Origin of the sequence: Allobosea sp. LC85 (genome assembly GCF_000735605.1) — a bacterium.
In the GTDB taxonomy this organism is placed as follows: domain Bacteria; phylum Pseudomonadota; class Alphaproteobacteria; order Rhizobiales; family Beijerinckiaceae; genus Allobosea.
The window spans coordinates 25,309-42,597 of the sequence record NZ_JPKG01000011.1; the positions used below are offsets into that span (position 1 = coordinate 25,309).

At 62.3% G+C, this 17,289-nt stretch carries 19 protein-coding genes; 6 read left to right on the plus strand and 13 right to left on the minus strand.

From position 1 onward, the window contains the following. Window positions 1–233: 233 nt before the first annotated feature. The 3 genes from FG93_RS05470 to FG93_RS05480 are packed head-to-tail and all read left to right on the plus strand — an operon-like array spanning window position 234 to window position 4,695. Entirely contained in the window at window positions 234–1,577 is a 1,344-nt protein-coding gene (locus tag FG93_RS05470; protein ID WP_081881321.1) for a metallophosphoesterase, read from the plus strand. Beyond that, on the plus strand, window positions 1,578–3,659 hold the full coding sequence (locus FG93_RS05475) for a hypothetical protein (RefSeq protein ID WP_152579326.1): 2,082 nt from the start codon (window positions 1,578–1,580) through the stop codon (window positions 3,657–3,659). Then, entirely contained in the window at window positions 3,652–4,695 is a 1,044-nt protein-coding gene (locus FG93_RS05480) for a hypothetical protein (protein WP_043232766.1), read from the plus strand. Before FG93_RS05475 ends, FG93_RS05480 begins: the two co-directional genes overlap by 8 nt. Before the next feature lie 19 nt (window positions 4,696–4,714). On the opposite strand, the gene FG93_RS05485 is transcribed toward FG93_RS05480, so the two are convergent. The 7 genes from FG93_RS05485 to FG93_RS05510 form a co-directional block, all read right to left on the minus strand. Further along, complete coding sequence (locus tag FG93_RS05485) at window positions 4,715–6,994, minus strand: portal protein (RefSeq protein ID WP_161783776.1); 2,280 nt, start codon at window positions 6,992–6,994, stop codon at window positions 4,715–4,717. Further along, window positions 6,991–8,301, minus strand: coding sequence for a PBSX family phage terminase large subunit (locus FG93_RS05490; RefSeq protein WP_348270467.1), 1,311 nt, complete (start codon window positions 8,299–8,301; stop codon window positions 6,991–6,993). The genes FG93_RS05485 and FG93_RS05490 overlap by 4 nt, the downstream gene beginning before the upstream one ends. Beyond that, complete coding sequence (locus FG93_RS33265; RefSeq protein ID WP_043232772.1) at window positions 8,264–8,719, minus strand: hypothetical protein; 456 nt, start codon at window positions 8,717–8,719, stop codon at window positions 8,264–8,266. Before FG93_RS33265 ends, FG93_RS05490 begins: the two co-directional genes overlap by 38 nt. Window positions 8,720–8,806: 87 nt before the next feature. Continuing rightward, entirely contained in the window at window positions 8,807–8,968 is a 162-nt protein-coding gene (locus FG93_RS32800; protein WP_161783777.1) for a hypothetical protein, read from the minus strand. Between the two features lie 21 nt (window positions 8,969–8,989). Next, window positions 8,990–9,400, minus strand: a complete 411-nt coding sequence (locus FG93_RS33805; protein WP_081881323.1) for a DUF2335 domain-containing protein — start codon at window positions 9,398–9,400, stop codon at window positions 8,990–8,992. Further along, on the minus strand, window positions 9,372–9,587 hold the full coding sequence (locus FG93_RS32810) for a hypothetical protein (RefSeq protein WP_043232776.1): 216 nt from the start codon (window positions 9,585–9,587) through the stop codon (window positions 9,372–9,374). Before FG93_RS32810 ends, FG93_RS33805 begins: the two co-directional genes overlap by 29 nt. 443 nt (window positions 9,588–10,030) lie before the next feature. Then, window positions 10,031–10,918: a LysR family transcriptional regulator gene (locus FG93_RS05510; RefSeq protein WP_043232869.1), complete on the minus strand. Its 888-nt coding sequence runs from the start codon at window positions 10,916–10,918 to the stop codon at window positions 10,031–10,033. Between the two features lie 131 nt (window positions 10,919–11,049). Here FG93_RS05510 and FG93_RS05515 point away from each other — a divergent pair, with 131 nt between their 5' ends. Further along, window positions 11,050–11,403, plus strand: coding sequence for an antibiotic biosynthesis monooxygenase (locus FG93_RS05515; RefSeq protein WP_043232871.1), 354 nt, complete (start codon window positions 11,050–11,052; stop codon window positions 11,401–11,403). A 268-nt stretch (window positions 11,404–11,671) separates the two neighbouring features. Here FG93_RS05515 and FG93_RS05520 read toward each other — a convergent pair whose 3' ends face one another. Continuing rightward, window positions 11,672–12,448 carry a hypothetical protein gene (locus tag FG93_RS05520; RefSeq protein WP_043232778.1) on the minus strand — a complete coding sequence of 259 codons (777 nt, stop codon included), beginning with the start codon at window positions 12,446–12,448 and terminating at the stop codon, window positions 11,672–11,674. 179 nt (window positions 12,449–12,627) lie between these two features. On the opposite strand from FG93_RS05520, the gene FG93_RS05525 reads away from it, so the two are divergent. Further along, window positions 12,628–12,909, plus strand: a complete 282-nt coding sequence (locus FG93_RS05525; protein WP_043232781.1) for an addiction module antidote protein — start codon at window positions 12,628–12,630, stop codon at window positions 12,907–12,909. Between the two features lie 185 nt (window positions 12,910–13,094). On the opposite strand, the gene FG93_RS05530 is transcribed toward FG93_RS05525, so the two are convergent. From FG93_RS05530 to FG93_RS32815, 5 genes are all read right to left on the minus strand, one after another. After that, on the minus strand, window positions 13,095–13,622 hold the full coding sequence (locus FG93_RS05530; protein WP_043232783.1) for a hypothetical protein: 528 nt from the start codon (window positions 13,620–13,622) through the stop codon (window positions 13,095–13,097). 133 nt (window positions 13,623–13,755) lie between these two features. Beyond that, window positions 13,756–14,049, minus strand: a complete 294-nt coding sequence (locus tag FG93_RS05535) for a hypothetical protein (protein ID WP_043232786.1) — start codon at window positions 14,047–14,049, stop codon at window positions 13,756–13,758. Then, window positions 14,046–14,969 (minus strand): DUF1376 domain-containing protein, encoded by a 924-nt coding sequence (locus FG93_RS31045; protein WP_081881324.1) that lies wholly within the window; start codon window positions 14,967–14,969, stop codon window positions 14,046–14,048. Before FG93_RS31045 ends, FG93_RS05535 begins: the two co-directional genes overlap by 4 nt. Window positions 14,970–15,249: 280 nt before the next feature. After that, entirely contained in the window at window positions 15,250–15,966 is a 717-nt protein-coding gene (locus FG93_RS31665) for a helix-turn-helix domain-containing protein (protein ID WP_052513407.1), read from the minus strand. Next, window positions 15,963–16,412, minus strand: a complete 450-nt coding sequence (locus FG93_RS32815) for a hypothetical protein (RefSeq protein ID WP_043232788.1) — start codon at window positions 16,410–16,412, stop codon at window positions 15,963–15,965. Before FG93_RS32815 ends, FG93_RS31665 begins: the two co-directional genes overlap by 4 nt. A gap of 85 nt (window positions 16,413–16,497) precedes the next feature. Between FG93_RS32815 and FG93_RS31055 the strand changes: the two genes are divergently transcribed. Beyond that, window positions 16,498–17,181, plus strand: a complete 684-nt coding sequence (locus FG93_RS31055) for a helix-turn-helix domain-containing protein (protein WP_052513408.1) — start codon at window positions 16,498–16,500, stop codon at window positions 17,179–17,181. Window positions 17,182–17,289 lie beyond the last annotated feature (108 nt).

Genomic DNA, 17,289 nt, shown 5'->3' on the forward strand with positions numbered 1-17,289 from the left:
GTCCACCGCTTACGCGTGATCAGTGCGCGCAGCAGGCGTTTCCCGATCGCGGCTAGGACGCTCCTCGGCGAGGGCCCGCCAATCGGCGGATAGGCGCGAATAATCCTGAGGCCAACTTGCGAGTCGAGAAGCTTCGCTATCGCGGTGGAGCATTGAGGAGGTGTGGATGGCTGCGGCCCAGCGCCTAGAAACCGCGCCCGCCTCGGACTAGGCATAGGTGTGCGAGGTCCAAAATGCGTCGAATTCGAATCCTTCAGGTTGGTGATATACACTATCCAGACTGGCATTTCGTAGCCAGCGACGTAGATGCCAAAGATCAGAAATTTTCGCCTGCCATCTCCGAAAATCTTCGAAGCTCTGCTTTTAGAGCGGTGTTACGGAAATTGCGCCATCTGGCGCTTTCGGATTCTATGCACGGGGTCGTCTTCGTCGGAGACTTCTCCTCCCGCGGCAAGTCGGAATTCCTTGAAGGCGCCTTTCGGCATTTTTCGCTGCTCTGCCGAGGCGGTGGTGCAGCCTCTAGGACGATCCCTCTGCTGTTCGTTCCCGGCAATCATGACGTCAATCGAAAGGACGCACTTGAGCTGGGGAAGATCGAAAAATTCCGAATGATCAGCCAATTGGCCGAACGGTTTGGCTGGCAACCCGTACCGCTCGATCGGCCGATCGCCGTCTCCGTGGGGAAAACGGAATGTCCCACGGAAATCCTGCTCGTGAATACGTCGATAGGAAGCTGGGAACTTCAGAATCTACCGGGGTTTCTGAGGGACAAACTTAAGACGGACGACTGGTCCACTCCCATCGATCTGGGGAGCCCCGTACCGGTTGATGACGGGCCCGCAATCCCTACTGCGATTGTACCTCCAGAGAAGCCAAAGGATCTTATCGACCAGTATTACAGCCAGCTCGACACTCCTTATGTATCTGCCCCCATGCTCAACAGCCTGATGGAGCACTTGCTGGAGGCAAAACAGGCGTTCGGAGTGATCGTCGGGCACCACAATCTGCTTCCGCAGAAGACACCACGCATCTCTCCATACGCCGAGATGCTGAACGCGGGTTTCGTTCGCACCCAACTTCTTTCGGCTTGCAAGCCAATCCTGTACCTCCACGGTCACATTCATCAGGACCCTATTGAGGTAGTCAGCGACCCCCGAAAGCTCGGCAGCCAGGTCGTTTCTATTGCCGCTCCAGAGATTGCCGGAGGGTTCAACGAGCTCATCTTGTTCATCACAGATCACGACGACCTTGTCGGAGTAAGGGTGATTCCCTACCGTTCGAGGCCCGCCGACGGAACTCTCGTCGAGGAGGAGCATTGCTTCATCCCGGCATCGTTAAATTCGCGAACCGCATTGGACAGCAACGCTTTTGCTCTCTTGTCCAAATTGAAGCAATATCGAGTCGATAGAGATCGTGATTTACTGTTCTGGAATGAACTTTCTGATTTATTTCAACCAAAATTGGCGGATAATATATTGGAAGACACTCTGGTTATGCTCCATTCATCTCAATATATTGAAATTCATGGATTGAGCAGATCCAACAAGGACTGGAAAATTCAAGTGAAGGGCAAGTAGATGCAAAATCCTTTCGGTCCAAACCGAATTGAGTACGAAAGCCGCCCTGTCCTATGGTTTAGTAAGAAAGCCGCTGACATTTCCAATGCGGCAAAGCCCGTATTCGTGGCCGGTACACGGGGCAGTGGCAAGACGAGCATTCTGCGCTCGATGTCAACGCTTCATATTCTTGACGACCAAAGTCTTGCTGAACAGATCGGATCTCTCCACTGGTATGGAGTGTTCTTCCAGCTCAACGAAACATTCTCGCCACTTATCGACAACGCCGTTCTCTCGCTCATCCCTGAACACATCCGCCTTGATCCGGAAGCGCTTAGGAACAGACAATTTGTGATTTTTTCACACTATCTTGAGCTCAAGATAGTTGAACGATTTTTGGAAACTCTTGGTTCTCTTCGAAGGGAGGGGCATCTAGACTACTCTGCGACCGATGACAGGGGGGTCGCTTTTCGAATTAACCGGGACGTATTGCACTTCTTGAAGTTCGAAGGAAACCCAGATTTCTTCGGACTTGATGAACTTAAATTCCTCGTGTCGAGATACATTGAACGATGCTTCAATGCTTTCTTCATGGGTGGCAGAGGGAGCGATTCACCCTTCTTCGCGACTGATCCCGGCTCCATCTTAAGCAGGGTTGTGAGTGAAGTATCTCCCTTGATCAAAGGATCTGCCTTCCAGGCGAAGCCGCCTATCAAGTTAAAGATCATGATCGATGACTGTGAGGTTCTCACACCGCTCCAGCAGCAATTCCTTAACACGATTGTCCGAAAGACACGTGGCGAGGTGAAATGGGTGCTAGCGTATATAGGTGGCCTCTATGACACCATCAGGACGGTTATACCCGGTCAGTCACTATCTAATGCTGATCGAGATGTTGAGAACTTAGATTCTGTCTCCGACAAGGAATTCGCGCAACTCTGTCAGAATGTCGCTTCGCTGCGTCTTTTCTATGCGTTACCTGACAAGGCGCGAGATAAACTTAAAATCAAACACCCACTCACCGCATTTTCGCTCAAGCGCCGCTTGGGGGTGATATCGCTCAACCAGATCCTTGAACGGGTTATCCAGAGCGCCAGTCCTGAGAGTTCTGAAGGCCGTCAGAAGCTGATCCGTATTGCGGACGAGGCTCGGGAATTCTTCGAACTTAACATGACACGAGCGCAACTGGGGCAACTCACCCCGAACTCGAAGGCGCGCCCCTACGTCGAAGGGTTAGCGCTGAGCCAGATGCCAGATAAGGAGCGAGAGCGTCGCGTGCCCTCAATCGACGTTAAGGCACTTCAGCGGATTCTCGCGAGAAAGCAGGGTTGGGCCTTTTTGGAAGCGTGCCGCATGCTTCGTCTTCACGAGTATCCGTATGTGGGTCACCAGATCATTATCCAATTAAGTGACCTGTGCATACGCGATTTCCTCGATATAATGGGCGAAATATACTCTCGCGCCGTCGGTAGAAGCGCGAGTATTAGTCGAATCTTAGATTTCATCAACTCCGAAACAGAGATCTCGATTGAACAGCAGCGGCAAGCTGTCATCTCGGCCTCCGAAAAGAAACTGCAGGGATTGGAGTCGCTCGCGCAACCCTTTGAGGAGGAGAGCGTGAGGATGGTACGTGCGCTCGGCAGATTAACGACGAAACTGCAGACGGAATCTGACGAGAATGATTTCATTGGAACGACAGAACGAGGGTTGTTCAGCATAAACCGCAGTGAGCTTCGTTCAATAGCGGCAAAGATGGAGCTTCCAGACAGCAAGATCGATGAAGTCCTAAAACGTGCCGAGAAAGATGGATTCATCCGGGAGGTCTCCGAGCGTGGCAAACTTGAGAGCCCTTACGAGAACCCGGATTCCACCGAGGTAACTGTTCGATTGCATCGACGCTTTGCACCTCACTTTAGGTTCTCCTATCGCGGCCCCTATGTGGCCAATGCCCTGCCCGCGTGGCGAGTGGTGGAGCTTCTCCTTACTCGCAAGCAGACGCCGGAGGATTGGGCCGACTCGGTATTTAAGGAAATTGGTCTCCCAGTCGAGGACTGGAGTCATCTCCAGAGATCGTTGTTCGACGACGGGACTACCAATGTTTAATGATCAATACAGCGTCTATGGAAACATCGCGGTCGCTGAATGCCTGATCGAGCACCGCGTTTCCATTTCGGCGGACATAGCTATCGTCGCGCTCGGATGGGAGAGCAGGTGCGCTGCGCTGGAGCGGCACATTTCGCTGGCCGTCAAGCAGGTGCTCGTCCTTGACTTCGCGCTCGCGGATTCTGGCGAAGCAGCTATTGACGAGAGCAGGCGGAAATTGCGGGAGTTCTCTGCACTCTGCGGTGCGGAATTGACGGAACTGGCGTTGCGTCCGTCAGTCGACTATCAGAGGAACATAAACACGCTACAGATGACCCTGTCGGAGCTATCAAACAGGATCGGTTCATACCATGGCACATTCCGTCGCGTATTTGTCGACTGCTCGACAATGCCGCGCATATACATGCAATGGCTCATCGCTCACGGATTGGGAAGCGGGGCAATTCACGCCATAGACTTTGGATATGCTGAGGGATCCTATCAGAAGGGCGATAATTCAGCTTCATTCTCCAGTCTGGTTGACAGGTACGAGACTGTTCCACTGCTGGAAGGTAGCGGAGGCATGGGAGAAGAGAAGCTGCTCCTGGTCGGCCTCGGCGGTGATGCCGACATGTTCTACGGTCTGGTTAATGAATTTAGTCCCGAGCGCGTCGCTGTCCTGGTGCCCCGCAGCTCGCTTCATCCGGAAGTGGATTACGTGCTTGATCAGCAAGTCTCGAAGGTGAAGGAGATGTACCGCCTTGAAGAATCCGAGGTATCGGATGTGCCTGCATTCAGTCTATCTTCGCATCTTGACGTGCTGAGAAGTTATTCAAAGGGAGCGGGTGAACATGCCGTTATAAGCGTGTTCGTCGGAGGTCCAAAGGTGCAGGCGATTGCGTCCGCTGTATTTGCATGTTCTGATAAGAGAGTACAAGTAAAGGCTCGGATCCCCAAGGTGTACCCGCGCCGAGAGGTGCCCGCGAATGGCCGCTATCATATCTACCGCCTGATTGATGTTACCTCTCCCGCGTGCAGCTTGCCTGATACTTGGTAGAGCACAACCGGCGACGCAGCTAGAACTGCGGGGGCTGGCCCTGCGGTTCCGCCGCTGAATATCGCACCTCAACTGGCAACGGCTGCTGCATCGGCATCAGCCCCGCCGTCGGCTCCGCGAAAGGCTCAGGCTCAACCATCAGCCCTCCCGAACCCTCCACCTCCCCCGCCGGCCCCTGCAGCGCCTGCACAATCTCGCCCACCACGCCCTGCAGCTCGACGATCGCCTGGGCCATGCCGGCCAGCGCCGGGTCGGGTTGCGGCTCGCCTGCCGACGGCCCGCCCCCGGCCGCCAGCATCTGCGCGGCCATCGCCTGCTCGAGCTCGAGCTCGGCCTTGCCGGCTTCAGCCTGCTTGCGGCGGGCATCCGCCTGTTTGCCGACCAGCTCCGCCTCGCGCGTCGCCAGCTCCATCTGCCGGGCCGCCTCTTGGCCCGGGTCGGGCGGTGGCTGCGGCGCTTGCGGCACCGGCTTGCCCGCCTTTTGCGCCTTCAGGGCGCGGATCTCGGGCGGCAGCACGGTCTCCAGGCGCTCGCCGATCTCGTCGGCGAGGTGCCAGTCCTGGGCTTTGGCGACGAGGTCGAGGATCAGCGGCGCGGTCTGCGGCGCCGCCTGGATGAAGGCCGTCATGCCGTCGCGGACCTCCTCGCGCTTGGTCGCATAGCTCGGCCCCATCTGCAGCGCGACATCATAGGCGCCGGTCGTGACGTCATGGCTGAGCCGCGGCGTCATGCCATCGGCCGCGACGCCGCCAAGCTGGTTGATCCTGATCTCCTCGGTCCGGCCGTCCTCGCCGATGATGCGCAGCACCCGGGCCGTGTCGTAGATCTTTGGGATCAGGTCGACCAGGATCTTGCCGGTATGGCGGATCGCGCGGGCCCAGTTGTCGATATAGACGTAAGTGCCGGTGTCGCCCTCGCGCTGGCGCGCCAGGATCGCCTTGCCGCTGGTCTCGTTCGAGCGCGCGCCGAGCGAGGAATTGTAGATGCCGATGACCGACTGCATGTCGCGCGCCGCCCGCTCGATGCCCTCGGCAATGCCTTGCGACGACACCGCCGGCTGCACGCGCTGCGGCGGGATGCTGCCATTGGCGCCGTCGGGCGTATAGGGCAGATAGGCGTGGTTGCGGCGGTTCGCCGTTTCCCAGACATCCTGGTACTGCTCGAAATTCTTCTCGGTGCCGATGAAGGGCGCCTTTGGCTGCAGCGCCGTCACCTCGGTCTGCGCCGATGACAGGTAATTGTAGCTGCGCTGCGGGTCCTTGGCGAAGCGCACCACGCCATGGCGCACGATGCGCCGGCCGATGCGGACCTCCTCGCCGATCACCGGGACGATCGGGATATGCGAGCCCGGCCAGAGCTCCGGCCCCTCGACCACCTCATGGGCGGTGACGAGCGAGCGATGGAGCCTGTAGGATTCGCGCGTCTCGACGCGGGTCCCCGCGGCCTTCAGCGCTGCGGCGCGGGCCGCGTCCCCCGAAACGTCCTCGATCGCGCCGTCGTCCAGCAGCGCCAGCGTCTTCTTCACCGGCGTCTTGCACCAGTATTCGCCGACCCGGATCGTGTCGCTGCCAAGCCAGTCGCCGCGGGCCGAACCCGCCTCCCCGCTCTCCGCGAAATCGGTCAGCCTCGCCTGCGGATACAGCGCCTTGAATTTTTCGCGCGACATGTCGAAGGGCACGAGGCATTTCACCGCGTCCTCGCGCGTCGGCAGCACGGCGTCGCTATCGAACATCACGCCGAGCGCATCCTCGATCGGCGCGATGCGGATTTCCTGGTTGAAGGTGCTCTCGCCGGCATATTCGGTCTTCACGCGCCAGGCGCCGATGCCGCAGGTGACCTGGCTGTCGGCGCCTTGGAAATACACGCCCGGCGCATCGGAACGGTTCTCGATATAGCGGATCACGCCGGCGAGCGCCTCGGCCTTCTCCTCGTCGCCCTGGTCGTCGACCGGGATGACCTTGATCGCCGGCCGCATCTGCCGCATGTCGCCGGTGACCTGGCGGACATATTGCGGGATCTGGTTGATGGTCTGGACCGGGCGCCCTTCCTCGATCCGCCCGGCCTCGATCTCGGGCGGCCACTGGTTGCCGGCGCGGAATTCGAGATCGTCATAGCCGGCCTCGATATTGGCCCGCTCGCGCTCCATCCAGTCGTCATAGACCTTCAGCGCGTCGCGCACGATCCTGGCCTTGTCCTCGGCAGCCGTCATCTCGGCGCCCTTGTCCTCGGCAGCCATCGCGCTTGTGTCTTGCTCATCAATGTCCTGGCCGGTCCCGGCCTTGTCCCTGGTCATGCTCATGCCGCCATCCATCCGCCGGGCCTGCCGGCGAGCCTGAGCTTGCGCTCGCGCTTAGCCATCCGCGGCTCCTCGTAGACGACGCAGGCGAGCCCAAAAGCATCGGCCGCATGCGAGGCCCAGTCATGTTCGGGCCCGAGATCGATATCGCGCGCCTCGTGCTTGCGGGCGTGATAGGCGCCGAGCGCCTCGAGCCCGGCCAAGGTCGTCGCCTCGTTGATCCAGATCACCGGAAACAGCCGCCTGGCCGCCTCGATGCGCTGCATCGCCGCGCCCTTGCCCTGGTTCGGCACGACGATGACCTCGAACCCGGCCTCGCGCAGCGCGCTCTCATAGGACACGTCATAGACCTTGTCGTTGCTCGCCCCGTCATGGGGCAGGATGCAGAGCGCTTTGGCGTAGCCGTTCGCCCGCAGCCAGGTGACATGGCTGGCGAGCGGCTGGCCTTGCGCCTCGTAATAGTTCAGCACGCGGATCTCACGGCCGACGAATTGCATGATCCAGATGGCGCAGGCATCGGCCTTGGCGCCGGTGCCGCCAATGTCCCAGATCGCGCGGATCGTCATCAGCGGGTCTGGGCCGACCGCGCCGACCCTGCCCTCGCGCCGCATCTCGGCAAGCTGCGTCGCGTAATAGGCGCCAGCCGAGACGCTGGCATAGCCGCCTTCCCAGATATGGTCGTATTGCTCGGGGTTGTCGCGCAGGCAGTCCTGCCGTTCCCGTTCAAGCACGCTCGGAAACCATGGGTTGTGCCTCCAATTCGCCTGGACGACGACGGCGCCGGTCGGCAGGGCCGGGCCGCGCAACATCCCATCGATCGGGTCCAGCCTGCGGCGCGGGTTCCAGCCGCACCAGATCTCGGAGCCTTCAGCGCGCAAGGTCGGGCGCAGCAGGCTGAGCGAGCGGGCCGAGATCGTCTGCGCCTCCTCGATCCAGGCGCGCTTGAACCCTTCCAGCGACTTGATCGATTCCGCCGTGTGGTCCTGCATGCCCTGGAAGATGATGGCGCCGTCGCCCGGCGTCTGGATCGTATCGCGAAAGATCTTGAAGCCCTCGGCCTGGCCGAGCCCGAACTCCGCGAGTTTTGTCTCGATCAGCCGCTTGGCGCTCTGTTTCAGCGTCTTCTGGACCTCGCGGATGCAGACTGAGAGCAGCCCGCGCTCGCGCAAACTGTCCTCGACCAGGAGGCCGGCGAAGAAATGCGATTTGCCGGAGCCGCGACCGCCATGGGCGCCCTTGTAGCGCGCCGGCTCGAGCAGCGGGGCAAAGACCCTAGCTGTCGGAATCTCCAGTTGGATCAACGATGACACGGCGAATGGCCTCGATACGGGGAGCCGCGCCCTCCGCGCCGGGAACAGTGGGCGGGGGCTTGTCGCTGTATTTCTGCGGCTGGAGCTTTGCCGCCATCCATTTGCGGGTCTCGACCTGCAGCTTGCGATGGTCGACGCCCCTGCTGGTCTCAGACGCGGGTTTGCCGGCCCTGACCGCCTCGCCCTCGACGGGCGTGTCCGAAATCTCCAGGATCTCGTCGAACAGCGTATCGGCCCGGAATTCGCGCGCCCTGGCATATTGCCCGCGAAAACCCTCGTGCGACTCCAGCCAGCGGAACACCGTGCCGGTCGCGGGCATGCCCGCCTCCGCGCAGATCGCCCGCAGGCTCTGGCCATCGGCAATGCGCTCGCAGATCAGATCCGCGAGCTTTTGCGTGAACAGGGATGGGCGGCCCATCGGTGCGGATCCCATGAAAAACCCCGCTCGGGGCGGGGTGAGAGATGGCGGGAGCAGCGCACGCGCATCACGCCCGCGGATCGCTGATCATCGACGTAGTCGACGCGAGGCCGCTTGGACCGCCAGGTTTGTCAGTGCGACGACGGACAGCCCTGCGACGAAGGAAAACTCGCCAAAGGTCGTCTTCCAGTAATATTGGACCGCGATGAGATTGACCACACAGAGCGCGCCAGTCACGGAATTCGTCATGTCATCCGCGCCCGATGGACATTAGGATTTGCGGCGCTGATAGAGGAATGCAGCGACAACGGAGACGATGGTTGTTCCCACCACAACGCCTGCCACCGCGGGATATCCGAGGAACAGCGCAATGATGCCAGTCGCCAGGGCCGACAATGCAAACGCGATAGCGGCCAGCTGGCCTCGCTGGTCACGAGCGATCGAGCCCTTCAGCGCCATCATTTCATAGTCTCGACGATGAGCGGACTCGACTTCCCACTGCCTGAAAATCCGCTCGGGAGCGTCGGGCACGATGTCCCGAAACGCCTCCAGGGTTGCCGGCGACGGAAGCGGTCCCTCCCAACTCTGATGATGCACCTCGACCCTGTGCGTCGTTGGCTGCGGCTGTTGAGGAGCGGGTGGCGCGGCGGGCCTATTTCTTCGTGACACGTTCCTGCTCACGGCTGATCACGCGACGAAGATCGTTACCGATCTTGCGCGCGTCGGACCTGAGCGCATCAGTTTCCGATCGGTGCGGATAACGAGCGGGCGCAGAGCTTGGCCAAATGGCCGCAAGCGTACTCAGGCCGGCAACAAAGCTGCCTGCGAACCGCTTAGCGGAAGCCTTGCGCTTCTGAAACTTGGTCATGGTCGCTCGCATGTCACGACACCGCCGACGCCGTCAACATAGTTCACCGCGTCCGATTCACAAAGTGCCCCTTCGGCGAGGCCCTGCCACCATTCTGAGAGTGCGCGCCTAGGCGCACGATTGGCAACAGCCATATGTTTCTCGATGTCGAGAAGCACGTTCATGTCGAAGAGGTCGTCATGAAGGTCGGCTCGCAAGGAGCCAGCGAACCTGTCGAGGGCACGTGTGCCTCAGAAACGCAGAAGCGCCCGGCCATCTCTGGCCCGGGCGCACATCACCACCTTGAATAACGGCATAGCACGCATAAAAAACGCATATAAACCCTTCTTCATGCGATTCTTGTGTATCGCCTGGATTTGAGCCGAGGGCGGTGGCGTCGCTCGGGGCAAATCCGCTTTCCCTGCCGCGACCTCCGTCGAGGTCGCACAGGCGAGAGATTGCCGTCACGAGCGAAACAGATTCTCGGCCATGAACCTGACGAGGGCCTGGATCTTCGGGGACAGCTGGCGGCTGGAGGGCCAGAGGATGCGGAACTCGCCGGCATCCTCGACATGATCGGCCAGGACGGAAACCAGCCTCCCCTCGGCGATCTGTTGGCCCACCGTGAAGAGCGGCAGGCAGGCGACGCCGAGCCCGGCCTCGGCCATGCTGATCAAGGGTTCCAGCGTGCTGGCCATGGACGAGATCGGCAGATCCAGTTTTCCCGACTTTCCGTCGTGGCGCAGCGGCCAGCGCTCGAGCTTGCCGGACGAGGGATATTTGTGGTGCAGGCAGATATGCGCCGACAGGTCCTGCGGTTTTTCAGGCGTCCCGAAGCGGGCGAAATACTCAGCTGATCCGACGATGCGGTGCGAGAATCTGCCCAGGCTTCGCATCATCAGGCGGCTATCGCTGATCTCCCCGGTGCGGACGACCGCGTCAAATCCCTCCTCGATCACATCGACCAGGCGATCGGTGAAATCGAGGTCGATCGTGACCTCGGGAAAGGCCTGCATGAACTTCGTGATCGTCGGCATGAACAGCATGCCGGCGAGCGGCAGGCTGACGCGAAGCCTGCCGCGGGGCGCCGCGATGCTCTGCGACAGCTCCTGCTCCGCCGCCTCCAGCTCGCCGAAGATCCGCCGGCAGCGCTCCAGGAACATGGCGCCCTCGGCCGTGATCGCGATGCTGCGGGTGTTGCGGTGAAAGAGACGGACGCCGAGGCGCTTCTCCAGGCGGACGATGGTCTTGCCGACGGCCGAGGCCGAGACGCCGAGCGCCTCTCCGGCCCGGACGAAGCTGCGCGTCTCGGCGGTCACGACGAACGCGTTCAACGCAGCGATATTGTCCACGGCATAAGCCTCCATTGCGGACATCCATGTCCGTTATCTCCGGAGACATAGCCCATTTATTCCGCCCCGTGGCGCCGTCTATCTCTGGCCGCGCCGGCAAATTCCGCCGGCCCTTCCTGATCGGAGATCCCGTGACCGATACCCCGAAAGCCGAATTCGCCTTCGCTCCTGAGCCCACCGTGTTCGTCGTCAACGTCATCCATGCCCATCCCGGCAAGCAGGAGGAAGCCTTCAGGATCATCCAGGATGTCGTGCACTATGTCGCAGAGCGAAAGGCGGGGTTTCTCTGGAGCAACCTGTCGAAGAGCACGGACGGCAAGACCGTCGTGAACATCGAGGCGATCCGCGACGAGAACAATGTCGACGAGTTCTTTGCCGATCCGGTTTTCGCCGAAAAGTTCAAGCAGCTGGACACCGTCTCGAAAAGCGAATTCCACATCTACAAGGTGGCCGACCTGGTGCTTCCCGGTCAGCCAGCTGGGTAAATAGCCCCGGCTCTTCCGATCAGGGCTGCCTGGTCGGAAGACGCCACCTGCGACCCCCGCGTTGAAAGCAGAAGTCGGCGAGCGGAGACCGGCGCGTTGCGCATTTGAGACCTCAGGCAGGGTCGCAGGGTTGCGAGACCAGAACGCGGAAGCGCCCGGTCATTCCTGGCGGGCGCAGATCACCCGCGCCGGTCCCACTCCCTAAAGCCGCCGGGGGGCCTTGCTCATGAGCAGACATTCCGACGGTCGCAGGTGGGTGAATCCGAGCTTAGACAAGTCGCTCCGGATCGATCTTGGCCATCGGAACGGCGCACTCAATCACGATCCGCGCCGCCATCGTCGGATCGATAGCATCCTGGCCCGCCTCGATCGCGCGCTGAAGCGCAAAGCCAATCGCGGCCGGTCGCAACGTTGGCGGTACTTCATAGAAGTTTAGCGCTTCGAGAGCCTTCGGCCAGTGGTCGCGAACGTAGTTGATCGGGAAATCGCCGGGACGATGCTCGGTGGGAAGCTCCGGCTTTCCGAATTCGTCCCCGCCTACGGTGTTCGCGACCCGACGCATGGTCTGGTGCGCCATATCCAGGGAGACAGTTCCGCCGCAAGCTTGAGCCATGCCCAAAGCCAAGCCGAGCAGCGCGAATTCGCTCTCGATGAGATAGCGGTTGGGAAGGTCGCCGAAGAAATAGCGATGGCCGTCCTTGCCTTCCACCACCGTCAGATTGTTGCCGGTCGGGGGAGTAGGGCCGAGGACTTCGCTGAACGCGGCGGACAAGCAGGAGAAACCGCCGCATGATGCGAGGATCGCGAGGAGATCTTCCATGCGCACGCCGCGATCGTTTGCGATCATCTTGCCTACCATATCGAATAGGATACGGCCGACGAGCTGTGGGCGTGCGAGTGGCTGCGTGGCCTCAATCCTGCGCAGATGATCGAGCACGGCGCGATGCCCTGGATGGACCTCGCCATTTCCGCTGACTGACGGCGGCGAATCCGGTGTTCGCGAAGGCGATGATGATGATTTGCGGCCAAAGAACGGAAGTTTCATAGAACTATATCAGCTCGGAACCCTTAAACTCCAATTAGACAGCAGTGCAGACAAGAGAGAGATGAGGCAAGAGCAGAGGGCTTCATTGACCAACGACGCCGTTGCTGTACGGCGGCGACAAGAGCAGCCAATCGGCGGATATCGCAAAGGCCAAGCGAATGGCAAAGGAGGCCTGAGACATGCCCCTCGAAACGACCAGATTCGATATCCAGGAGTATCTCAAGACCCCTGAGCAGCAGGTCGCCTATCTCGAGGCCGCCTTCGATGAGGATGACCCGGCGTTTCTTGCCAAGGCTCTTGGCGAGGTCGCGCGGGCGCGCGGCATGACGCAGGTGGCGAAGGACGCCGGCGTGACGCGCGAGGCGCTCTATCGCGCCCTGAGCGAGAAGGGAGACCCTCGCCTTTCAACCCTGATGGGCGTGATGAAGGCGCTCGGGTTGAAGCTGCGGGTTGCAGCCTGAACAGAACCGACAAGGCCGGGCTCGGTGCCGGCTGCCCCAGAGAACCTGTCGAGGATGGTCGTGGGTTGAAGCAGACGCCAGCGGAGCGTTTCGGCGAAAGGCGGCGGCATCCTCGTTGGGTCTGAAACGAACAAGCGCCCGGTCATCGCTGACACGGGCGCAAATCACCACCTTGAACTACGCCATCAGCTCAACCGGAGCCGATGCGCGATGGTGTTCAGCGCGCAGCGGAAGGTGCCCATGGTCGCGTGGTCGGTGATGTCGCGGTCGAGCACGCAGACCCGCATCAGGATCGCGTTGCCGTCATGGTGCAGGCCGACATCGGCCAGCGCATCCTGCAGCTCGCGATACTCCGAGCGGATTTTGGCCACCGTCTCGTCGTCGAGATCGGCGCCCTCGCCTGTCGTGCCCGCCACCAGCTCGGCGACCATGCTCGGCAGCTTGGGGAGGCTGTCGGTGATGTGGCGGTGATAGCGCACGAAACGGCGCGTCACCGTCTCGGCCGCCTCGAACTGGCGCCGGTCGATCATGCCGCCCAGAAACATCCGGCCGAAGGCATAGCCGGCCATCGGCGAGGCATTGCCCCGGCGGTGCGGCTGCGCGAGCGCCACCGCCATGATCTTGTCGGGGCGTTCGCCCCGCTCGGCATTCCTGATCCGGCCGTTCGGGTAGCGGCCGACATCGATGCGGGGTTTGCGTCCTGCGCGTGCCATCTCGTCTTCTTCCTCTGGTTGGCTTGGGTTGGCTTGGGTTGGTGCGGGCCTCTCGCCGGGAACTCGGCGCAGCCGCCCGCCATCGCGCGCCCGCAGCCGGGCGCACGCTGTCAGAAACTCCAGCGTTTGTTGGCTAGGGCTCGCCGGTGCTCGGGTTCGGGTTTCCGGGGGTGGGCGTCTCAGTGCCCGGGCAGGCCGTGCGCTGCGCCAGAAGCACGAAGCGGCGCAGCGCGAACGCAGGCCAGTGCATGCAGGCGAGTTCGTCGGCGGTGGTCAGGTGCAGCCAGAGCTTCAGGCGCTCCCACCGTGTCAGCCAGTGGATATCCGAGTCCCACCACATCGCCGGGCCATCGACATGTCGCCAGTCGAGCTGCGGCCCGCTCAGGATGGCCTCGTCGGGAATGCCAACGGGGGATCGCTCATTCATGCTGCCTGCTCCCTCTCATGTTGGGTGGTGCTCGGGGGAAGACGGGTGGGCACGGTCCACCTGCCTGTCTTGTCGGTCGGAAGGGGCTTGCCTCCCCTCGCCTGCCGCCACGCATCCCAGGCTTCGGGATCGTCGACCGGCGAGATCCTGACGCCGGACGCGGCATCGCTCCCAGGCTGGCCCGGCGGGGATGCGAGCGTGAGCCCGGCATTGACGCCCCATTCGGCACAGAAGCCCAGCCAGCCCCGCAAAATCATCAGGTCCGCGGCCTTGTCGGGCTCGGTGACGGATGCGAGTTCCGTGGCAAGGATCCTGGCGGCGTGAAGCGTGAGGGGCTTTTTCAGCTTCTTGCGATGGGCGATGACGCCCACAGCCCGCTCATCCGAAAGAACCGATTTCAGGCAATCCAGGATCTGGACGTGTTCGGGCGGCGCCTTGGCGCGCACTACAACAGGATCGTTAGATACTGTTGTAGTAGGTGATTGTGATTGGCATTGCCCCGGCATCTGCCCCGGCATAGCGCCAGCATGAGCTGCAGCATCTGCCCCGGCATCAGCTGCAGCATTTGCACCGGCATCTGCCACAGCATTCGCCCCGGCATCTGCCGCAGGGCCCTGCCAGCGCCGGACGGCCTTGGCCCGCGCCTGCCCGCTGATCTCGGCGGCGACCTTCAGCTCCGCCTCGATGCGCTTATGGACCCAGCCCTCCTCGAACAGCTCGGCGAGCACGTCGCGGCTGTCCTCCCACTCGGCCGGCGACATCCGGGCGATCCGGGCGAGCCTTCGGTCCTCGCCGGGGAGCCCGCCATTTTGCCAGTAATGCATGATCAGCAGCAGATAGGCGCCGTTCTCGGCCGCGCTGAGATGCCCCGTGCTTGCGAGGTAATCGGCAACATAGAGCGGCATCCAGGCACGGCTCATCTCGCGCCCCCGCGATAGAGTTCCCTGTCCCCGACGATCCTCCCGGACGCCTTCGCCAATAGACCCCTGGTCTTCGGCTCGGATGCGCGCGCGACATCACCGATAGACTTGCAGACTACCATGATTGTGCGGCCCTGCATCAAGCCGGCACGAGGACGGGACTGGCGGCTCAAGCGGACACCTCTCGGGCGATGACGGCAGGGGGACTGGCGAAGATGACGCTGCTGCGACAGGCAGCGAGCGCTGCCCTGCCCGCGGGGGCTGGGATCGGGTGCGGCCATCATGGCGCCACCGCCGTCCCGCCTGCGGGCTTGCGGCCGGCAGGAGCCTCGTTGGGGGATGCCTTGTTCGGGGATGCCGTGTTCGCGGATGCCTGGTTCGCGGATCTCTTGCCCTCGTCGGTTCGGGCGGCCGGAACCCCGCCATAGGAACGGACATCGGCGCCGCGGCGCTGATTGATGACGCGGATCGCGTGGAGAACGGTGGTGTGGTCGCGGTGGAACAGCCGCCCGATCTCGGAGAGCGACAATTCGGTCTCGCCCGCCACCCGCCAGATCGCGAGCTGGCGCGCCTGGGCGATGGGCGCGACGCGCTGCTCGCCCTTGATCGCATCGACGGCGATGCCGGTCTCAGCTGCGACCGCGGCGATGATCTCGCCGGCGCGGGCCTTGCCACGCGGCGGCATGCTGGCATGGAACAGGCGATACTGCCTGCGCACCACTGCCCAGGGCACCGCGCCTGGCCGGGTCTCCGCTTGCTGCCTGCCCACCTCGCGCTTGCCGGCCTCGCGCTTGCCGGTCTCGCGGCTCTCGGCCTGGCGGGCGCTTGTCTCGCTCCGGGCGGGTGCTTCGCGCGCGGGCCGCATGATAGCCTGCGCCGGCTCGTCCGGTTTCGCCGCCTGTTTCCACGGCAGCGCCTGCCGGGCGCGATAGGCCGCCAGCATCTCGGCGGCGCTGCCATACTCCCGGGCATAGCCCTGGATCGGTAGCGCGGTCATGGATGCCTCCTGTCGAGCGGGAAAGCGAGCTGCGTCACGCAAACAGGTTTGCGGAACCGGGCGATGCGGGCGGGCTGCGGGGGCCATGGCGCGGCCCTCTCCGGCAAGGCCTGCTCCGGCGTCTCGCCCGGCACGCCGTTTCCCGGCCAGAGATCGGGGCGCCAGTGCTGGCGCGGCACGCCGGTCGCGGCCTCGAGCCTGAGCGCCATCCAGGGCGAGACGGAAGCGGCGCGCTTCGCCTTGTTGATCGCCACCTGCGAACAGCCGGCAGCAGTGGCGAGCCTCGCTTCGGAACCGGCGCGCTGGATCTCGCGGCGCAAAAGCTCGGGCGGCGTCAGGGCAGCGCCCGGCGTCGCGGAATCGACTGGCGTCGCCGGCGCGCCCGGCGTCGCTGGCGCGACTGGCGTCGCTGAGTGGATTGAGGTCAGGTGAGCGGCTGAGGTCATGCTCCATATTGATAACTTAAGTTATGATTAGTCAATCACAAAAGTTATCGAGACGGCCGCGATATCCTAAGTTATTGATTGGGCTATGGAACTCGGCCCGCTCATCAAGGATGCCCGCAACGCACTTGGCTGGTCGCAGGCCGAGCTGGCGCGGCGCATCGGCGTCTCCCAGGTCGCGATCAAGAAGATCGAGGATGGCCAGACCCGGCGCTCGAAGCACCTGACCAGCGTGCTCGCCGCCGTCGGGCTGAAGCACCTGATCCTGGACGGCGCGCTGATGGCGGGCGATGACGAGCCCGAGCCCAATGCCGCGATCGCCGGCCAGCCTGAGCTTTTGAAGCCGCTCGGCGGCGCGCGCGACCTGCCCGTGATGGGCACGGCGGTCGGCGGCAGCGAGGAGGATGGCGATTTCCGGCTGAACGGCGATGTGCTGGAGCGCACCACCCGGCCTCCGGCGCTGGCCGGCCGCAAGCGCGCCTTTGCGGTCAACCTGATCACGAACAGCATGTACCCGCTCTATCGCGCGGGAAAGAAGATCTATGCCGACGAGGACGGCCGCCGCCCCGAGATCGGCGACGAGGTGTTGCTCGAGCTCTATTCCGACGAGGATGGCGAGCCTGGCCCGGTCTATGTCAAGACGCTGGTCGCGCGCGGCGCCAGGACGATCGTCGTCTCCCAGTACAACCCGCCGAAGGAACTGCGCTTCGACGCGCTGCGGGTGAAGCAGATGCTGCGGATCATCCCGTATGACGAGTTGCTGGGGGTTTGAGATGACTTCCATAAGGCTGCGGAAGGGACCGGCTTCGCCTTCCTCTCCGAGAGGCTGATCCCCCTTGAGTCCGGGAAGCAGTTTTCCTTGCAGGCCGTCACGCTATAG